This window comes from Prevotella multiformis (genome assembly GCF_018127985.1).
GTDB classification, from domain to species: domain Bacteria; phylum Bacteroidota; class Bacteroidia; order Bacteroidales; family Bacteroidaceae; genus Prevotella; species Prevotella multiformis.
Genome location: NZ_CP072357.1, coordinates 285,186 through 304,162 on the forward strand (window position 1 = coordinate 285,186; position 18,977 = coordinate 304,162).

The 18,977-nt window shown below is 49.7% G+C and carries 14 protein-coding genes; 7 read left to right on the plus strand and 7 right to left on the minus strand.

Features of this window, described 5'->3' with window-relative positions:
• The first annotated feature begins 7 nt into the window (after window positions 1-7).
• Together fldA and J4864_RS01075 are read left to right on the plus strand one after the other, a co-directional pair.
• A complete protein-coding gene (gene fldA, locus J4864_RS01070) occupies window positions 8-496 on the plus strand; it encodes a flavodoxin FldA (RefSeq protein WP_211814295.1) in 489 nt (162 codons plus the stop codon).
• Between the two features lie 56 nt (window positions 497-552).
• Window positions 553-912, plus strand: a complete 360-nt coding sequence (locus J4864_RS01075) for a DUF2023 family protein (RefSeq protein WP_174256077.1) — start codon at window positions 553-555, stop codon at window positions 910-912.
• Window positions 913-1,137: 225 nt separating this feature from the next.
• On the opposite strand, the gene J4864_RS01080 is transcribed toward J4864_RS01075, so the two are convergent.
• The 3 genes from J4864_RS01080 to J4864_RS01090 form a co-directional block, all read right to left on the minus strand.
• Complete coding sequence (locus J4864_RS01080; RefSeq protein WP_211814296.1) at window positions 1,138-2,397, minus strand: nucleotide sugar dehydrogenase; 1,260 nt, start codon at window positions 2,395-2,397, stop codon at window positions 1,138-1,140.
• Window positions 2,398-2,505: 108 nt separating this feature from the next.
• On the minus strand, window positions 2,506-3,231 hold the full coding sequence (locus J4864_RS01085) for a nitroreductase family protein (RefSeq protein ID WP_211814297.1): 726 nt from the start codon (window positions 3,229-3,231) through the stop codon (window positions 2,506-2,508).
• A gap of 233 nt (window positions 3,232-3,464) precedes the next feature.
• Window positions 3,465-4,970, minus strand: a complete 1,506-nt coding sequence (locus tag J4864_RS01090) for a glutamine synthetase family protein (RefSeq protein ID WP_007368307.1) — start codon at window positions 4,968-4,970, stop codon at window positions 3,465-3,467.
• Window positions 4,971-5,185: 215 nt separating this feature from the next.
• On the opposite strand from J4864_RS01090, the gene J4864_RS01095 reads away from it, so the two are divergent.
• Together J4864_RS01095 and J4864_RS01100 are read left to right on the plus strand one after the other, a co-directional pair.
• A complete protein-coding gene (locus J4864_RS01095; RefSeq protein WP_211814298.1) occupies window positions 5,186-5,734 on the plus strand; it encodes a GNAT family N-acetyltransferase in 549 nt (182 codons plus the stop codon).
• Between the two features lie 118 nt (window positions 5,735-5,852).
• Window positions 5,853-6,830, plus strand: a complete 978-nt coding sequence (locus J4864_RS01100; protein WP_211814299.1) for a hypothetical protein — start codon at window positions 5,853-5,855, stop codon at window positions 6,828-6,830.
• Between the two features lie 400 nt (window positions 6,831-7,230).
• Here the strand turns inward: J4864_RS01100 and J4864_RS01105 are convergent, their stop codons facing one another.
• From J4864_RS01105 to J4864_RS01120, 4 genes are read right to left on the minus strand one after another with little or no spacing between them, the layout of a single operon-like run.
• The gene (locus J4864_RS01105; RefSeq protein WP_211814300.1) at window positions 7,231-9,774 is read right to left on the minus strand and encodes an outer membrane beta-barrel family protein; all 2,544 of its coding nucleotides are present in this window, start codon (window positions 9,772-9,774) and stop codon (window positions 7,231-7,233) included.
• A 25-nt stretch (window positions 9,775-9,799) separates the two neighbouring features.
• Window positions 9,800-12,352 (minus strand): TonB-dependent receptor domain-containing protein, encoded by a 2,553-nt coding sequence (locus J4864_RS01110; protein WP_246479415.1) that lies wholly within the window; start codon window positions 12,350-12,352, stop codon window positions 9,800-9,802.
• A gap of 4 nt (window positions 12,353-12,356) precedes the next feature.
• Window positions 12,357-13,049: a DUF4974 domain-containing protein gene (locus J4864_RS01115; RefSeq protein ID WP_211814301.1), complete on the minus strand. Its 693-nt coding sequence runs from the start codon at window positions 13,047-13,049 to the stop codon at window positions 12,357-12,359.
• Window positions 13,046-13,540, minus strand: coding sequence for a sigma-70 family RNA polymerase sigma factor (locus J4864_RS01120; protein ID WP_211814302.1), 495 nt, complete (start codon window positions 13,538-13,540; stop codon window positions 13,046-13,048). The genes J4864_RS01115 and J4864_RS01120 overlap by 4 nt, the downstream gene beginning before the upstream one ends.
• A gap of 904 nt (window positions 13,541-14,444) precedes the next feature.
• Here J4864_RS01120 and J4864_RS01125 point away from each other — a divergent pair.
• The 3 genes from J4864_RS01125 to J4864_RS01135 all read left to right on the plus strand — a co-directional run bounded on the left by J4864_RS01125 (window position 14,445) and on the right by J4864_RS01135 (window position 18,952).
• Window positions 14,445-15,083, plus strand: coding sequence for a BamK family beta-barrel-assembly machinery protein (locus tag J4864_RS01125; protein WP_211814303.1), 639 nt, complete (start codon window positions 14,445-14,447; stop codon window positions 15,081-15,083).
• A gap of 90 nt (window positions 15,084-15,173) precedes the next feature.
• A complete protein-coding gene (gene glmM, locus J4864_RS01130; RefSeq protein WP_211814304.1) occupies window positions 15,174-16,565 on the plus strand; it encodes a phosphoglucosamine mutase in 1,392 nt (463 codons plus the stop codon).
• A 356-nt stretch (window positions 16,566-16,921) separates the two neighbouring features.
• Window positions 16,922-18,952, plus strand: a complete 2,031-nt coding sequence (locus tag J4864_RS01135; RefSeq protein ID WP_211814305.1) for a plasmid pRiA4b ORF-3 family protein — start codon at window positions 16,922-16,924, stop codon at window positions 18,950-18,952.
• The last annotated feature ends 25 nt before the right edge of the window (window positions 18,953-18,977 follow it).

The following is an 18,977-nucleotide window of genomic DNA, read 5'->3' on the forward strand; positions in this document are numbered from 1 at the left end:
CAGAAATATGAAGAAGACAATTGTTGTTTACGGTTCATCAACCGGTACATGTGAAAGCATTGCAAACACCATCGCCGAGAAGTTCGGCGTTGAGGCCATTAACGTTGCAGACTTCTCGGCAGATACCATCGCAGAGAATGACAACCTGCTTCTCGGTACTTCCACATGGGGTGCAGGTGAACTGCAGGACGACTGGTATGATGGTGTCAACGTACTGAAAGGTGCTGATCTCTCCGGCAAGACCGTGGCGATTTTCGGCTGTGGCGATGCTGAAAGCTATTCAGATACATTCTGCGGCGGCATGAAGGAACTCTACGATGCTGCACAGGGGGCGAACATCCTCCCGGGCGTGTCAACGGACGGATATGCCTTCGACGACAGCGAGGCTGTGGTAGACGGGAAGTTCGTAGGGCTGGCATTGGACGATGTAAACGAGGACGACAAGACCGAGGGCCGCATCGATGCATGGCTGGAGACCATCAAGCCGGCATTGTAAGCCGCAGCCGGGAGAACCGTCTTATATTCTAACCATATCCGGGAGGGATCACTATGATGACAGATATGATGACCGCCGACATGAAAGTGTTGATGAATCACATCTACGAGTACCAGAAAGGTGTGCGGCAGATGGTTCTGTACACTTGCAACAAGAAGTACGAATCATTCGCTACGCTCCGGCTCGAACATCAGAACATCCCTTACCTTATCCAGCCGGTGGGGCACGACCGCATGAATCTCTTCTTCGGCCGTCAGGAATGTCTGGACGCCATCCGGCTGATGGTGACGAAACCTCTCAATCAGCTATCGCCGGAGGAGGACTTCATCCTCGGTGCGATGCTGGGCTATGATATACGTGTGCAGTGCGAGCGGTACTGTGAACGCAAGTGTCGTACTTGTAAGCGTGCGACATAAGCCATAATTATTAAATGATAATCTTGTTCGCGAAATAAATTATTTCATAATGTTTTTGTATTATAAATGGGCTTGTTGTGAAACAAGCCCTTTTAGCGTTTAAGACTTTCCTCCATAAAAAAGCACCAAATGGCTGCTCACTTGGTACCATATACAAAAAGAAAAATGAAAAAGCACCAAATGAGTACTCATTCAGTGCCCGTTCTTTTATGGATGAAAGGAGTATTAATCCCGTCTGAATATATCTCTTGTATATACTTTCTCTTTCACATCGTCAAGGCATTTATCGTAGCGGTTGGCGATGATGGCATGGCAACGCTGCTTGAAGGCGGGAAGGTCGTTGACGACAAGGCTGCCGAAGAAAGTGGCACCGTCTTCGAGTGTCGGCTCATAGATGATGACCTGTGCTCCCTTGGCCTTGATACGCTTCATCACTCCTTGAATGGAACTCTGGCGGAAGTTGTCACTGTTCGACTTCATTGTCAGGCGGTAGACGCCGATGATACATTCCTTCTCTTCATCTGGGTTATAGTCGCCCCGGTCATAATAGTCATAATAGCCTGCTGTGTGCAGCACCTGGTCGGCAATGAAATCCTTGCGTGTGCGGTTGCTTTCCACAATCGCCTGGATAAGATTCTCGGGGACGTCCGCATAATTGGCAAGCAGCTGCTTCGTATCTTTCGGCAGGCAATATCCGCCATAGCCAAATGATGGGTTGTTATAGAAAGATCCGATACGTGGATCAAGGCAGACACCTTGGATGATATTCGAAGTGTCAAGTCCCTTCACCTCGGCGTATGTGTCCAGTTCGTTGAAGTAACTTACACGCAAGGCCAGGTAGGTATTAGCAAAGAGCTTTACGGCTTCTGCTTCGGTAAGTCCCATGAAGAGGGTAGGGATGTCCTGCCTGACGGCTCCTTCTTGTAACAATCGGGCAAAGAGATGCGCCGCACGGTCGAGTCGCTCGTCGCCGTCCGGACGGCCGACGATGATACGGCTGGGGTAAAGGTTGTCGTAGAGTGCCTTGCTCTCACGCAAAAACTCTGGTGCAAAGAGGATGTTGTCGCATTTATATTTAGCCCGGATGTTCTCTGTATAGCCTACAGGGATTGTCGACTTGATCACCATGACAGCCTCTGGATTCACCTTCATTACCACCTCAATGACCTCCTCGACATGACGTGTGTCAAAGTAGTTCTTTACCGGGTCATAGTTCGTCGGTGTGGCAATGACGACGAAGTCGGCATTCCTGTAGGCCGCCTCAGCGTCCAACGTCGCCGTGAGGTTCAGTTCCTTTTCGGCCAGATACTGTTCGATATAGTCGTCTTGGATTGGGGAACGGCGGCTGTTGATCAGGTCGATCTTTTCCTTTATCACGTCAACAGCCACCACCCGATGGTGCTGGCTTAATAACGTGGCAATGCTGAGACCGACATAGCCGGTCCCGGCGACAGCGATTCTCAAGTCTTTTAAGTCCTTATCCATTGTGTCTTGTTCAGATTATCTGCAAAGATACGTTTTTTCTCTGAAAGGTATGACGGATGCGGATAAAAACTTCTCTCCCCCTTTATAAAGGCAGACAGGGCCTGAAGCCTAAACCGTATGGTAAGTTTCTTCAAATGGACGGCGGTAACGTTCGCCCCAGACACCGTCCGGCATACGGACACCACAGGTAATGACCATGTTGATTTCCGTATCATAAGGCGGATGCAGAGCCTTTTTCACCAGCCGGCTGTCAAACCCTTCAAGCGGACACGTATCATATCCGGCCTCACTCATTGCCAGCATGAAAGTCTGGGCAGCCAGGGCACAGCTCTTGTGTACGCTGACACGTATGTCTCCTTCGCTCACCTGCCGCATTATGGGACGGAACAGACCTATGGACTGTGCCAGGGCCTTGCGGAAAAGTCCCAGCAGACCGAAGAAGCGCGAATAGACAAAGGGGATCAGCTTCGTATAATACAGTTCCTGCTTCCTGATGCGTTTCTCCTGCTTTCCGGCCGGACTGTTGCTTCTGACATTGTCCTTCTCAAATGCAAGTACCGCCTGTGCGTGCTGCCTGTATTGGTCCTGTCGGGTGACGAAGACGACTGTCTGCTGTGCCGAACGTGCTGTCAGCTGGTCCAGACAGGCATGAGACAATTTCTCCAATACATTCCTGTCCGTGACATGATAAGCTTCCCAAAGCTGCATATTAGAACTTGTCGGAGCTAAGGTGGCCTGTTCTATACACCTCTTTACAACCGCATTGTCGAGCGGTTTGTCCGGGTCGAAATGCCTGACAGCTCTTCTGTGGTTTAAGATTTCCTGTAAACTCATAATTTCTCAATAAACTTTAATCCGTATAAGCCTTTTTGTTAAGAACGCAAAGTGTATGCCAACTTCAAACATTAATTTATTTAGAGAACCTATCTACATACGGGAGCTTTATCGGTACATTATGTCTAATGAATAAGGGGATAAGGGAATAAGGAGGAGGTGAAAGAAAAATCCCAGGCAACGCTTCTGTTGCCTGGGATTCGTTATAAAGGATAGGACTTGTCTTTCTGAGTTTATCCGCAATGGAAGTACTGGCGGACGAGCTGCTCCATCATCATCTCCTTGCCTTCGATTTCCTGACGCAGTGTGCGGTCGTTGAAGGCACGGAGCTGCTTGATGATGCCGTCGATCATGGCCGGAGAGAAGACGTCGTACTCCTCGTAGACCTTGCGCTGACGCTCCAGACAGTCGGCTGACGCAGCACAGCTGTCAGGCAGCTGGGCCAGTGTGGCGTAACGCTCGGCATTCTTCGGGTCGTGGATGTCGCCGTCAGCAAAGGTACGCTCGGCTTCAGCCTCTGCATTCGCCATCTCGAAGCCATGGCGGCAGGCAACACAAAGACCGGCCAGAAGCTGGTAGATGTCTGCCGAAGCATCCGGCGACCGCATCTCTACGGTCTGCTTGCCTGAGTAGTCGCGTGCTGTGAGCGGTTCTGTCTCATTTGCCTTGTGGCACATATCCTCGCCGGAAGTCCAGCCCAGTGGCACACGCACCAGTACCGAACGGTTGCTCATGCCCCAGCAGACATTTGTCGGAGCCTCCTGGTGTGGAACGAGACGGAAGTAAGAGGTCGGATTCTTGTTGCCGAAAGCCGTGATGCTCTCTGCCAGATCCATCATACCGGCGATGGCACGGCGAGCATCAACAGACAGCTTTCCATGGTCGAGCATCATGTTCTTTCCGTCCTTCATGATACGCATGTGGATGTGCATACCCGAACCGGCTTTGCCCACGGTAATCTTCGGTGCGAAAGTAACATCAAGTCCCTCTTCATAGCCCAAGCTGCGGATGATCCACTTGGCAAGGAGCAGCTGTTCTGCACACTCGTTAGCAGCAACAGGTAGGAACTCGATTTCGTTCTGCTCGTAGCAGCGACCGTTCTCAACGAAGTTGCCCACCTCGGAATGTCCGTACTTGATCTTGCCGCCGCACTCGGCAATCAGCTGCATGGCACGCATACGGAAGTCATTGCTTTTAGCAAAGGGAGAACTCTCGTGGTAGCCGTGCTGGTCGTCGGCAGGGAAAACGCCCTCGTCGTCGCGGATAACATAGTATTCCAGTTCGCCCATGGCATGGAATTCCATGCCTGTCACCTTCCTGAAGGCAGCCATGGCCTTGTGAAGCGTATATTCCGGGGAAGATGCCAGCGGATTGCCGTCACGGTCGAAGAACGAACAGAGCATACAGAGCGTAGGAATCTCAGAGAACGGATCAACGAATGCCGTCGAGAAACGCGGCATGACATAAAGGTCGCTGCTGGCTGCGGCGATGAAACTGAAGAGGGAAGACCCGTCGACGCGTTCACCGTTGGTAAGGATGGTCTCCAGATATTCCGGTGTGTGCAGCATGAAGTTCAAGGTCTTCAGCCGTCCGTCACCGGCAGGATACATGAAGTTGACCATCCGGATGTTCAGGTCGCTGACAACCTGTTTGATGTCCTCCTTCGTAAACTTGTGTGCGTCTTTGCCCAAGTGTGCTTCCAGTCTGTTGGCTGAATGCTTGAAAAGGTTATTTTCCATTGTTATAGGTTTTTAGAAATTAGTATTCGATTCTGTGGGCAAAAATACACATTAATTTTATCATTCGCAATTATTTCGCATACTATTTTTCATACTTTTCCTTTCGTCCGCTTCCCTGCTTCTGACTTTTTGTATGATATTTAAGCATTATTGGGACTTAATGTTAGATATTTCTTTGTACTTTTGCATTGCAACCAGATTAAAGAGGAATCCTTATGACAAAAGAAAGTGCTGTGAAACTGCCCGCCGGCCGTACTGTCCGCAGAGCTGTGAAGGATGATCTTCCACTTGTGATGCGGCTCATACAGCAGGGCAGGGCGAAGATGATTGCTGCCGGCAATCCTCACCAGTGGCCGCCCGCATATCCGCCGGTGGAGAAGATCGCAGAGGACATCGCGCGGGGCGGCTCTTACCTGTTGTATGAAGACGGTCTTCCTGTCGCCACGTTCGCTTTCCTTCCCGGTCCCGATCCTACCTATTCTCATATAGAGGGTGGCAGCTGGCTTGACGACCGACCTTATCATGTCATCCATCGTGTGGCTTCGGCAGAAGGAGTCCATGGCGTCATGGCAGACATCGTCAGCTACTGTTCCGCCTTCACCTCCTCCATCCGTGTCGACACTCATGCCGACAACCGGCCTATGCAGGCTGCCCTTTCCCGCCTCGGCTTTGTTTACTGCGGTGTGATCCGTCTGGAAAACGGTGACGGCCGGCGGGCTTATCAACGGATATGCGTACAGATGGAAAAGAGCTGTTGCGTATGATGATGTCCGTCCTCCGGGATAGAATCTCTTGTCGGTAGGGAAACAGAAGGATGACTTTGCTGGAAGAACCACTGGAATGTCAGAGACGTTATGACGCTGCCGGTGAGCTGTTATATGTATGATTGATTTCACTGCTATTATACTGTTTTGCCTGCTCGCCCTTGGTGTATCGTTTCGGGTGGGTAACAGGAAGAAGTATGAGAAAAAGGAAGGCGCAACAGGTTTAGAGGCTTTTTGCAAGAAGAACCGGCATGTCTTTTTCTGGCAGTCCCTGCGTGTATTGGCTTTCGCTTTTATGACATTCTTTTTGTTGATAACGATGCTTATCTTTTATGAAGAGGATGACACGTGTGATGCCTTCTTTTGGTTAATCTGGTTTATGGCCGTTGCATGGTTCATCTCGATACCCATTGCCATTGTTTACATCTGTTCCATAGTCCAGGCAGTCAGGCAACGTAATCATATGAATAATATCTTCCTGGGGCTTCATAGTTTCAATATCTTACAGCTGTTGTGCGTTGCAGTATTTGCTGTTATCCTGCAAAAAGAGTGTACTGCTGAGGCTATGGAGACTGACTTCAAGGCAAATGAGAAAAATATAACACAACTGATTCATACGACACGAAGCTGGCTGGCTGACAGTACTGGATTCTCTGTGGAGTATTCAAAGCATGGAGAACTGACGGACTGGGGTGTTACTTCCGGGAAAGAGATTGATTGCCAAGATGGGTATGGGGAAACAGATGAATTGCAGGAAAAGGAATTGCGGAAGATAGGGTTAAGTCTGGAACGTTTGGATTCTGTTCGCTCAGCCTTGCAGAAGATGGGCCACCGTGGTTTGACTATCAGTAGAGATGAAGTGATAGGCGACTATACTGAAATTATCTATGGCAAGGATGGTGGTATGGACTTTTACTACCAAATATATGATAAACCACTCACCGACTCGCTTTTGCAGGAGCTGAAAAGCTGTCCCGACCTTGTTGTCTACAACCGTAATGTCGTATTCAGATGCATGGAATTCACAGGCGACTATTCTGTTTTCCCTGGAAAAGAATCCTATTTGGCGAAACGTGCAAAGTCAAAGCATAAATAGTTTGTTATAAGGCAGTACAAACACAGGTGTTATGAGTCGTAGATGCTTATAGAAAAAACGCCCTCATCAGCCCGCAGTGATGAAAAATCAGCGGACGGATGAGGGCGTTCTACGTGAGACTGTTTCTGAATAGTGAGGGTGTTTTGTCAAGCAGCAGATTACAGGATGACAACTTGTCTGTTATTTTACAACACATACCTTAAATGGATGAAAAGCATAACCAAGGATATGTCCCGTCATTCTGACAAGGGCATCAGGCATTGTTTTTATAAGATTGTTGCTGATATTAATTTAGAAACGCCCGCATTTCCAAAAGATGTACTTTCTTGGCAAGAAGGCAGTCAAGACTTAGAGCTGTCGCCGTTAATCATTGGTATGTTACTTCTAAAGCCTGATTGTTTTACAGTCGGCTCTTCTCGGCATTGCCTGCACCCGTTCCCTTGTACTTGCTTCGCTTTGCATTGAAGTTATAGGTAACGGTCAGTGAGACGGAGCGGGAATAGGTGTTGCAGTCCTTGTCCATCGTGGTGCCATAACCGTTAAGAGCCCATCGCTCCCGCATGGAGTCAAAGATGTCGTTTGCAGAAAGGGAAAGTATGAGGCGTTCGTTGCAGAATGACTTGCGTAAAGCCAGGTTCAGGCTTGCAAAGCCGTTTACTTTCTGGAAGCCGTCATAAAGTCTTGTGCGCGTCCGGAAGTGCAACCTGCCCATGAAGGTCTTGGAGAAGGCAAACTGGTTGAGCAAAGAGAACGTTACAGCTGGCTTGTTCTTCACCAGCGAGCCATCATCATTCGGTGCATGGAAGTTCTGCTGCAGATATCTTATTTCTGCCGTAGGCTGATACCAGCCGAACTTAGGAGAGGCGACGACAGAGGCATAGTACAGCTCTGAATGGTCATAGTTGTAGGCTGCGGTAAAGGCAATAGCCTTGTTCTGGTATAATCCACGTGTCCAGATTATCGCATCCTTGTAGTATTTATAGCCGGCAGAAATGTTCAGCCAGCTGTATACGCCGGTTACTTCTATGTTGTGTATCTGTTCCGGGCGCAGTTCCGGGTTGCCCCCTTCATAGCCGTAACGGTTGTTGTATTGTACGAAATTGCGCAAGGAACGGTAGCTCGGACGGTTGATTTTATTGCTGTAATTAAGCTGGAGCGACCACTTCCCGTTGTTCCATGCCAGTGAAGCGGAAGGGAAGAAGTTACTGTAACGCCGGCTGGCATCGTCTTGTTTAGTCCCGAAGGAGTAATAGTCTGATACTACATGCTCGTACCTTAGTCCTGCACTAAGCGAGAACTTGCCCAAAGGAAGGCTGTAATCTGCAAAAACAGCCTGGTTCCTTTCCTTGATGTCAGTCTCCGAGGATGCTACAATCTGCTCTTTATTGGTGAAGTTTCCCCAGGAGTTGGTATAGCTGAACTCCGTTCCCCAGTTCAGATTACCACGCCATAGCGGATATTCAAAGACAAGTTTTCCTGCCCAGAGATGACTGCGCTGGTTGCCAGAAGAGTGTACTTCACGGCTGGAAAGCTGGTCGGAGTGCTCTGTCTGGGCATGGTTTTCCTTAAACCTCATGGCAACATAGGATGCATTGAAGTCTATTCCGAGTTTTCCGAGTCTGCCAACATAATACACATCAGCCTGATGACGGGCAGGAGTACGTATCTCAACATTCCCTTTCTGTGTTATCGTTCCTTCTGACATGCCGTTTTTGTAGATATTCTGAACACCATCCATTGTTCCGTCCATGCGGTAATTGGTGTAGAAACGGTAAGAGGCACCGATTGAGTTGCTGTCGTTGAAGAAGTAAGAAGTACCTATGCGCTCGGAAAGGGCATTGTGCCTGCCCTTATAGTTGATGTGCTGGCGAATATCAATATCGTCTTCGTTTGTGTGTATCTGAGAGTGAAGGTCGTTGTTCTCCTGCTGTAGATAGTTCATCCAGTAGAGGCTGTTGAACAGCTCCAGACGCTTTGTCCGATAAGTCAGCTTGGTCGATTCCGAGCCAGTCCACCATCCATTGTATTCCACATTGGCATCATTACGAAAGCTGAAGCCTTCATCCTGCCTGCGAATGGTTTTGATGCGGATGACGGACTGTACCTGTGCATCATATTGTGCACCGGGACTTGTAATTACATCCACGCTCTTGATGTTGTCAGACTTGAGTTCCGTCAGTTCCTTCATGTCACTTATTTTGCGGTTGTTGATATAGATAAGCGGTATTCCCTTGGCAAAGACCTGCACACTGTTGCCGCTTGTCGTCACACGGGGAAGCTGTGCCAGTACGTCCATGGCACTGCCCATCTTTGCCAACAGTGAGTGTTCAATGTCAATTGTCATGCCTCCCCGTGTCATCTTGTATTGTGGTCGGACGGTCTTGACGGTCACTCCTTTCAGCTGTAAGGCATCGGGTGCAAGCTGGATAGTGCCTGCATTCTCGGTTGAGAAGGTTCGGTAAACGGTCTTGTAGCCCACGTAGCTGATGCGTGCAATGACCTTTGCCGGCTCGTAAGGCACTACGAACACACCGCTTTCATTGCTCACTCCACCAGCAACGGCACTGGAGTCGACTACTGACAGCAGCAGTACATTGGCGTAAGGTACGGGTTGCCCGGTTTCATCAACGACCTTTCCCGTCAGATGTCGCTTTGTCTTGTGCGTGCATTCCACCATGATTGTGTTCCCACGGTGTGTCATCCGTATGGGATAGAAGCCTATCAGCTGCTGGATGGCATCGGTAACACGCTGGTTCTTGATGCTGGTTGTAACGCGGAAGTCCTCCAGTTCGTCATAAATGAAGTTGATTGTGTAACGGTTTTGCAGGCTGTTGAGTTCTTTCAACGCCTGTGCCATGGAGACATTGTTGTACTGGCGGGTGATACGCTGGGCATGCAGTTGCAAACTCAGAACGCAAAGCATGGATATAATATACTTTCTCATAGTTCTTTTCAATAGTTGGAGATAACTACAGTCGGCTCTTCTCTGCATTACCTGCACCTGTTCCCTTGTACTTGCTTCGTTTTGCATTGAAGTTATAGGTGAGAGTGATTCCTATGCGGCGTGTGCAGTTATAGCAGTCCTTGGTATTGATAACATTCTGTCCATACTGCGTCCATGCGTCCCGTTTTGTCTTGAAGAGATCTATGGCATATACATTAAGAAGCAGCGCCTTGTGCAGGAAGGAGAGAGTGTATCCCACATCAACGGTACCAGATGCCTTGGTCTTTACGAAGTCTGTACAGACCTCGGAATTATATTTCATGTCCAAAGTTATAAAGCTGTTGGTCGAAAGGACAAGTTTGGTATTCATCTTTATGCTGACAAATGGGTCTTGTAGGTCTTCTGTACTTCCATACTTTCGTGTATTGAAGAATGGCTTAAGGAAGTCAATCTCCAATGTAGGTTGATACCATCCGAACTTAGGTGAAGCTACAAAGGAGGTTGAGAGGCTCTGTGTATGGTGAAAGTTCTGGTTTTGTATAAGTGCTATTTCCTTTCCGTCATAGAGCCTTGACGTGTAGACAATGGCATCCTTATTGTAAGAATAATCTATGTCCAGACTTAGCCAGCTGTGTACTATGCTGAATCCGATACAGTGGTTTATGGTTGGTCGCAGATAGGGGTTGCCGGCTTCATAGGTGAACCGATTGACATATTGAACGTTGCTTCTCAGGTCTCTATAGGAAGGGCGGCTGATGTGTTTAGCATAGTTCATCTGTAGAGACCACTTGTCTTTATTCCAGGAAACAGAAAGGTTGGGGAACCAGTCATGATAAGTGTGGCTTGGTTCATCCTCTTTTATGCCGAAAGAGCGGTAGAGTGCCGATGTGTACTCATAGCGTAATCCTGCCTCAACTGTCCAATTTCCCAATGGCAGTGAATAGTCAATAAAAGGTGCAATGCTTTTTTCTACAACAGTGTTGTCCGATGCGTCGACATATTTCTCCGGGTTATTATAGATGGAATGGGAGTGGGTATTTGTCGTTTCGGTCCCAATTTCTGCTTTTCCTTTACCAATGGGATAGCTGAGAATGAGCTTGGATGCCAACATTCTTATATGTCGTTCATTCTCTGTATTCACTTTGCGGGAGAGCAGATCGTCGCTGTTTTCTGTCCAGTTATCCCTGCGTCCGTCTTTCTTCCATATACCTGTACCATTGAAGACAATGTCTATTTTCCCTACTTTTCCTATATAGTAAAGGTTGGCGGTATGGTCAGGACCGTTGAAGATGTCTATATTAAGATTCTGCTGGATAATTCCTGTCAAAACATTATCTTTCCATACCTTCTGGTAGTTGTTCACACATTCTCCTTTTCCTACTATAGACTTGACCAGCGAATAGGAAGCACCAATAGAATGTTTTGGTGTAATATCATAACTGAAACCGGCTTTGGGGAGGAAGAACGAGGCTCGGAAATCGGTATTGGCAAGCTGTTCTTGGTAAATGGTATGGTCTGGGAGAAGCAGTTTGCTGCTGACAGTATTGCGTTCACCCTCATATCGTGTAGAGCTTGTGACATCTGTAAAAACTTCAAGTCCGCCTTTTCTGTATTTCACATTAACTTCCTCAAAACCGCCCCACTTGCTGTTGTTCTTGGCATTTACTGCTGTCATTACGCTCAGTCCGTCAGCTTTTATCCCTTTTGTATGGATGCGGATAACTGATTGAACAGACGCATTGTACTGTGCGCCTGGGTTTGTTAGAATCTCAATGTTTTTTATTTCAGTGGATTTTAAGGTTGTGAGTTCCTGCTTGTCACGTATTAGTCGGTTGTCAATGTAGATTTCCGGTGAACCTTTGGAAAAAATAGTAACACCTCCATTAGCATCAACATTTACACGAGGCAACTGCGCTAAAACGTCATTTGCGGTACCCATCTTTGCCAACAGTGAGTGTTCAATGTCGATTGTCATGCCTCCCCGTGTCATCTTGTATTGTGGTCGGACGGTCTTGACGGTCACTCCTTTCAGCTGTAAGGCATCGGGTGCAAGCTGGATAGTGCCTGCATTCTCGGTTGAGAAGGTTCGGTAAACGGTCTTGTAGCCCACGTAGCTGATGCGTGCAATGACCTTTGCCGGCTCGTAAGGCACTACGAACACACCGCTTTCATTGCTCACTCCACCAGCAACGGCACTGGAGTCGACTACTGACAGCAGCAGTACATTGGCGTAAGGTACGGGTTGCCCGGTCTCATCAACGACCTTTCCCGTCAGATGTCGCTTTGTCTTGTGCGTGCATTCCACCATGATTGTATTCCCACGGTGTGTCATCCGTATGGGATAGAAGCCTATCAGCTGCTGGATGGCATCGGTAACACGCTGGTTCTTGATGCTGGTTGTAACACGGAAGTCCTCCAGTTCGTCATAAATGAAGTTGATTGTGTAACGGTTTTGCAGGCTGTTGAGTTCTTTCAACGCCTGTGCCATAGAGACATTGTTGTACTGTCGGGTGATGCGCTGGGCTGATGCTCCACACATAATGGTGAGGAGTACGAGCGTTGTTAATAACCTTTTCATAGCTTTATTCTATTGTCAGGGTGTTGTCGGAATAGGTAAGGTTCACACGGTCAAAGGCATTCAGCAGTTCAATGTTCTGCTGGAGAGATGCCTGTTTGTCCCATTTGAAGAAAAGCCGCATTTGGGTTGCGCCCGGGTTCAGTACTTTCACCTCTGCATGATAGTACTGAGCCATAGTCTCGACGATGGTCTTCAGTGAAACATTCTCAAAGACAACCGGCTGCATGGGGATGCTGTCTTTCTGTGGAAGAAGCGTGCGTGTAAGGCTGTCAATGACAGCTTTACGTTGTTCCCGTATCTGTTTTAATGAGTCGGTTACGGTTGTCCGCTGTATCTGTGGCTGTGGATTGATTGGCTGTTTGTTGCCGAAGAAAGGCAGAATGCCCAACTGTACGGTTGCTGCAAAGGCAAGTCCTGATGCAAAGACGACGCCTGCGACAGATGCAGCAATCTTCATTCTGCTGCGCTGCCGTGGTACGGGATGCCGAGTGGAGAAGTGTTCCCACTCATCCTCCACGTCCACTTCTCCGGCCTCGTTGCGCATCATGGCGCGTTTGGTCATGGCCAGTTCCTGTGCGAAAGCACGGATTTCCTCGTCGGCAAGCAGTGCTTCTATCTGCCTGTCGGTGTATTTTTCGGGATGTTCCTGCATGTCAAGGAACTGCATCCGCTTTTCTTCTGATAGCTTGTTGTTCATTGTCCTGCTTGGTTAAGTTGTTTCTTGATACTGTTGATAGCCTCTGAAAGATGATGGTAGACGGTCACCCGGCTCACGCCCAGTTCGTCGGCGATGCGCTGGAAGGGCAGTCCCTGCAGATGTCGCAGCCGGAGAATCTGTCGGCGGACAGGCGGTTCGAGGTTCTCGATCATCTGCATCAGCCGGTCGAGCAGTTCGTTGTCCTGTTCGGAAAGGACGGTTTCCGCATCTGCCAGAAGCAGCTTCGCCGTCCGTTCCCGTATGTCCTTATGCGCAATGATGTTCAGACAACGGTTGCGGACAGCCCTCACGAGGTAGCCTTCTTCCGTCCCGGGCAGCAGGACGATCTGCTCGCTCAGCACGTGGGCGAAAACGTCACTCACCACGTCCCTGCACTCGTCACAGTCGTAGAGAATGCTCCTTGCCACCCGGTACATCGGCTGGTAATAACGCTTGAAGAGCCTTTCTATGTCAGTCTTTTCATGTTTCATACACAATCCTTACAGTTCAGCAACTGAAAATGTAAAGCAGAACTATGATTTTTTGCATCAGACTGCAAAGATAATCACTTTGCGGTAATTAACGTCCTCTGCCGATGCCGTTTCTCCTGCTCATGGGGGCAAATAAGCAGGTAAGGTGCTTTTGTTCCCGAACGGTATGGATTTTGCCTGTTTGTCATGCTGTTGCCCATCCGCTGCAGGATGCTGTCCTGTGTGCCCGCACCTTCCTGTCTGCCGTCTGTAGGACTTGGAGTGCCCCGAGGCTGTGGCCTTTTGGGATGTGCTGAAAATCGTGTGCCGGCCTGCCGGATTCATGAATGCAGTCAGCTTTTGTCCTTTTGTCCGTATGCGAGCATTTTCGGCCTTCTCTTTATTCCCAGATCATCGGTGTTTGTAAACTGTTTTCATGTACCTTAAAGCAACACATGTCCTTTTAGCTTCTAAAAGAGGCCTGATTGACCTGCAACTGGTGCTCTTTTAGCGTGTTACCAACGCCCTTTTGGAGTCCAATCAGGCACCTTTTACAAACGACCTGACAACTAATTGGTTTACTGCTGGTTGCAGACTTGCTTTTTTGCACGTCATTTTATATTTGCAGATGATCTGTTTGAAATTATGTAATGTTTTTTCAAAACCCTGTCTATCTTTTCAACGTATTAAAATGAAAAGGGCTTTGTGTCGGAGGATGATGATAAAATGGACAGCTGACGGTCCTGGCCATGTTTTTTGTAGAATGACTCACTTCGGTTCTTCCGTTGAAGCTATACGAAAAGCATTCACGCATTGAACGGAAGAACCGTTTTCAGTGCTTTCCTTAATATATTTTCTGATTTCTAATTTCAGCTTTCTAAATACTTTTCTTACCTTTGCACGGCATATTTAAACGAAGAAACGAATGAAGAAGATAACTTTTCTCCTTGTTGTTGTGGCGGCGGTGCTGGCCTTCAGTGCATGCAGTCATTCCGAAACCTATGCCGACCAGCTGGAGCGCGAAAATGATGCCATTCATGCTTTTATCGTCAAAAAGGGCATCAATGTCATCAGTGAAGACCAGTTTGCCAAGCAGGGGAATACGACCGACGTGACGAAGAACCAGTACGTGCACTTCTCCAGTACCGGTGTGTACATGCAGATCGTGGAGAAGGGTACGGGCAATCCCATCAGGAAAGGGGAGACGGCAACGGTTCTCTGCCGTTTCACAGAGCGCAACCTCATCCGGGACACGCTGCAGCTGTCCAATCAGTTCCTCGTTTTCGGCCCGAAGGTAGACAAGATGTCGGTTACGAACACGAGCGGTACTTATACGGCCTCCTTCGACCCGTCCTCCAGTGTGATGTACGATGCCTACAAGAGCACTTCAGTGCCCAACGGCTGGCTGGCCCCGATGACCTATATCGGGTTGGGCAGACTGGTTTCGGCTACATCGAAGCTGGCGCACGTGCGGCTCATTGTTCCCTCGCAGCAGGGACAGATCAATGCCTCGCAGGCTGTCTATCCCTGTTTTTACGACCTTACGTTCCAGAGGGGACTCTGATGGAAAGGCGGAAAGTAAAAAAGTAAAACGGTGAAAAGTAAAGGGTAAAACGGTAAAAATGGGATGATACCCTCATAATATATTTGGAGTATGACACTTATCAAATCAATTTCCGGCATCCGTGGCACTATCGGAGGTCGTGCGGGCGATACGCTGAACCCGCTGGATATTGTTAAATTCACTTCGGCATACGCTACGTTCATTGCCCGCAGACATCCGGGGAAGAAACTGAAGATCGTCGTCGGCCGCGACGCACGTATCTCCGGTCCGATGGTCAAGAACGTGGTATGCGGAACGCTGATGGGTATCGGGGTCGATGTGGTGAACATCGGACTGGCCACGACTCCGACAACCGAGCTGGCGGTGCGCATGAGCGGTGCGGACGGTGGCATCATCATCACCGCTTCGCATAATCCCCGCCACTGGAACGCCCTGAAACTTCTGAACGAGGAGGGCGAGTTCCTGACGGCTGCCGACGGTGCAGAGGTGCTCGACATCGCGGCTCGTGAAGACTTTGAATATGCGGATGTAGATGGACTGGGCAGCTATACGGACGATGATTCGTTTGACGGACGGCATATAGAAGAGGTGATGAACCTCGAGCTGCTCGACCTTGAAGCCATCCGCAAGCGCAGGTTCCGTGTCGTCGTAGACTCCATCAACTCGGTCGGCGGCGTCATTCTCCCCAAACTCCTCGACCGGCTGGGCGTCGAGTACAAGTTCCTCAATGGAGAACCTACGGGCGACTTCGCCCACAATCCGGAGCCTGTCGAGAAGAACCTCACGGGCATCATGGATGAGGTCGCAAAGGGCGGTTACGATCTGGGGATCGTTGTCGATCCGGATGTGGACCGTCTGGCATTCATCCAGGAAGACGGCAAGATGTACGGCGAGGAATATACGCTCGTCACGGTGGCTGACTATATTCTCGACCACGTGAAAGGCAGTACCGTAAGCAATCTCTCTTCCACCCGTGCCCTGCGTGACGTGACCGAGAAACACGGCTGCAAGTATTATGCCTCTGCGGTCGGCGAGGTGAACGTGACCACGAAGATGAAAGAAGTGGGAGCGGTCATCGGAGGAGAAGGCAATGGCGGGGTCATCTATCCGGAGAGCCATTACGGACGGGATGCTCTCGTCGGTATCGCCCTCTTCCTCAGTTCTCTGGCACAGAAAGGCCTCAAGGCAAGCGAACTGCGCAGGACTTTCCCTGCATATTTCATCGCCAAGAACCGCATCGACCTCACGCCGGAGACTGATGTCGATGCCATTCTCAAGCGGGTGAAAGAACTCTACGGACAGGAGAAGGACGTGCAGGTGACGGACATTGACGGTGTGAAACTCGACTTCCCCGATGCCTGGGTGCATCTCCGCAAGTCGAATACCGAGCCGATCATCCGTGTCTACAGCGAGGCCGATACGATGGAAGCCGCTGACGCACTGGGCAAGAAGCTCATGCAGGTAGTTTACGATATGCAGTAAATACACCTTATTATATGTAACAGGAAGAAGGATAGGTCATCGGGGATCGTCAGCGCAGGTCGATCTGGCCTATCCTTCTTCCTTTTTCCGTGCCGGTGAAGACGGCCGCCTTGTCCTTGCCTTCATGCCGTCAAGACGGCTTTCCGGCGAATGGTCTGCAAGATGGTCGTGGCCGGATCTGTCAGGATGATGCACCGGGCGTCCGGCCATCTTTGCAGTACTGTCCACCCTTCCCGACTGATCCTAATCGGGTAGGGAATCTTTGCTTTTTTGTTCGGGAAGCGGTTATAATTGAGAAAAAAGAGCTATATTTGTAGTCAAAGACTGTAACAGTCAGTCTAATCAACCTTTTGTGTATGGCAAAGGAAACCTTTTTAGAGCAGCTGGAAAAACTCGGTGATTTCTTGGAGGAGCATGGTGCAGAGCTTGTCAACCGCGGAGTCCTCTCACGCAAGAGAAGCAAGGAACTCGACCAGCATATCATGGATTATTTCACGGCCGACAGTGCCGATGATGTCTTCTGCACCAGTATGTGCAGGTCTGAAATCTTTTACCTGCTGGATAAGATCGAGAAGAAGATCGGTAAACGATCAGAGACCTCTCCCGGCCTGATGAATGACAAGCTGACAGGTCAATTCTACCGTCTGGTTGTGGAGACCCTGAGCATGGATATTATGGACGGACAGGAGGAGGATAGCGGTGAGGATGTCCTGCCTGATTTTGACAGCCTGATCCATCAGATAGCAGAGAGCATGAAAGGCGAGAAGCTGACGGATGATGAAAAGGAGCGGCTTGGGGCGGCCTTTGCCGATCCGGAGACACTGTCCCAATGGATGAGCGATTTCTCCATGGAGCATTATCACTATCATTGTCCTGACTATGCGGGCTTCCTGCAGGACGGGGAGGTTGACACGCCGCTTTCCGGTCTCCTGCCGCATCAGCTGGCGGAGACGGAGAACTTTGATTATGACCGCCTCGTCAGCAGTCTGGAAGACTGGCAGCACGAAAAGACCGCAGCCCAGCTGACGAGACTTGTCTATTCCCACCTCAAAGCATGGCAGGATGACCCTTGTCCGGACACTGACGGACTGCTGCTGACACTGGCACTCATTGAGCATTTTCAGGTTTCGGAATGTCTGCCCGCAGTCTTGGAGATGCTCCGTCAGGACTATGATTTCATGCAGATGTATTTTGGAGATATTTGCCTGGAAGATGTTCCGGCAGTCGTGTTGAGCAATATTGTGGAGGCGGACCAGCTGCCTGTACTGCTCGATTTCATGAAAGAACCGGGGCTGCTGCCCGAGAGTAAGTCGCAGGTGGCTCTTGCCGTCGGCCAGCTTCCCAAACGTGACGGAAGAATGCTGCTGCAGGTACAGCGGTGGCTCGCCGACGTGCTGAACTACTATTATCCGAAAGGGGAAGATTCCGACCTCTTTGACGGCATCGTGCTTGATAAGCTGTTCTATTGCTGTATCCATGCGCGTGCCGTGGCATTGGAGCCGCTGATCGCCAAGTTCTATTCTGCTTACATGATACCCCCTTCCATGGTCGTAGACGGAATGGACGGGGTGAAGGAAGACATACGGGACGGTGAATTGGGAACACTGGAGGACGAGAGCGGGGAGCGCATGATCCTGGATGTCCTGTCGTACGGAGATGACGATTCCGATGCCTGTCGGAATCCGGACGGCGAGGATGAACTGGACGATGAGGACTGGGACGGCGGACCTTTCGATCTTTCCGATTATGACTTTCAGGATTATGAAGGCTGGGCGGAGAACCCTGCGGCTGTCTATATGCCGTCCGTCGACGTGAAGAAGTACACGCTCCGCATCAAACTTGACCACATCAGGCCTGCCATCTGGCGCAAGATAGAGGTGCCGTCAAACATCACACTCGCTTCCCTTGCCTCGGTCATACTGCTGTCGATGGGATGGTGTGAGACTCATCTGCACCAGTTCGTTGCAAAGCGAGGGAAAGCGGTTGATTTGTATGTCACATCTATCCATAATCCGAAAGGTTTTCAGGCTGTAGCGGGCAGATACCATGACGGCGGGAGAGTCACGGTGGGAGAGATCCTGAAGAAGGTGAAAGACAAGGTTACCTTCGAGTACGATTATGGTGACGGATGGGAACATACGGTTACACTTACAGGGATTGCGGATTATGCCGGATCGGAGAAACAGGTGACACTCCTTGACGGCAAGCGTGCCTGTCCGCCTGAAGACTGTGGGGGCGTGTGGGGCTATCAGGAAATCTGCGAGCTCATGAAAGACCCTGCTTCGCAGGATGCGAGGGAACGGTTGGAATGGCTGGGGTACCGTTTCGACCCGGAACGTTTCCAGCTGGAGAAGGCACAGCGTGCTGTCAGGGGGTGCAACCGGTAACGGTCTGCGGGACGTGTCCGGCTGG

What these genes read in the sequence shown, in the direction of transcription:
- fldA (WP_211814295.1), top strand. Translation starts at nt 8, where the DNA reads ATGAAGAAGACAATTGTTGTTTACGGTTCATCAACCGGTACATGTGAA.
- J4864_RS01075 (WP_174256077.1), top strand. Translation starts at nt 553, where the DNA reads ATGACAGATATGATGACCGCCGACATGAAAGTGTTGATGAATCACATC.
- J4864_RS01080 (WP_211814296.1), bottom strand. Translation starts at nt 2,397, where the DNA reads ATGGATAAGGACTTAAAAGACTTGAGAATCGCTGTCGCCGGGACCGGC.
- J4864_RS01085 (WP_211814297.1), bottom strand. Translation starts at nt 3,231, where the DNA reads ATGAGTTTACAGGAAATCTTAAACCACAGAAGAGCTGTCAGGCATTTC.
- J4864_RS01090 (WP_007368307.1), bottom strand. Translation starts at nt 4,970, where the DNA reads ATGGAAAATAACCTTTTCAAGCATTCAGCCAACAGACTGGAAGCACAC.
- J4864_RS01095 (WP_211814298.1), top strand. Translation starts at nt 5,186, where the DNA reads ATGACAAAAGAAAGTGCTGTGAAACTGCCCGCCGGCCGTACTGTCCGC.
- J4864_RS01100 (WP_211814299.1), top strand. Translation starts at nt 5,853, where the DNA reads ATGATTGATTTCACTGCTATTATACTGTTTTGCCTGCTCGCCCTTGGT.
- J4864_RS01105 (WP_211814300.1), bottom strand. Translation starts at nt 9,774, where the DNA reads ATGAGAAAGTATATTATATCCATGCTTTGCGTTCTGAGTTTGCAACTG.
- J4864_RS01110 (WP_246479415.1), bottom strand. Translation starts at nt 12,352, where the DNA reads ATGAAAAGGTTATTAACAACGCTCGTACTCCTCACCATTATGTGTGGA.
- J4864_RS01115 (WP_211814301.1), bottom strand. Translation starts at nt 13,049, where the DNA reads ATGAACAACAAGCTATCAGAAGAAAAGCGGATGCAGTTCCTTGACATG.
- J4864_RS01120 (WP_211814302.1), bottom strand. Translation starts at nt 13,540, where the DNA reads ATGAAACATGAAAAGACTGACATAGAAAGGCTCTTCAAGCGTTATTAC.
- J4864_RS01125 (WP_211814303.1), top strand. Translation starts at nt 14,445, where the DNA reads ATGAAGAAGATAACTTTTCTCCTTGTTGTTGTGGCGGCGGTGCTGGCC.
- glmM (WP_211814304.1), top strand. Translation starts at nt 15,174, where the DNA reads ATGACACTTATCAAATCAATTTCCGGCATCCGTGGCACTATCGGAGGT.
- J4864_RS01135 (WP_211814305.1), top strand. Translation starts at nt 16,922, where the DNA reads ATGGCAAAGGAAACCTTTTTAGAGCAGCTGGAAAAACTCGGTGATTTC.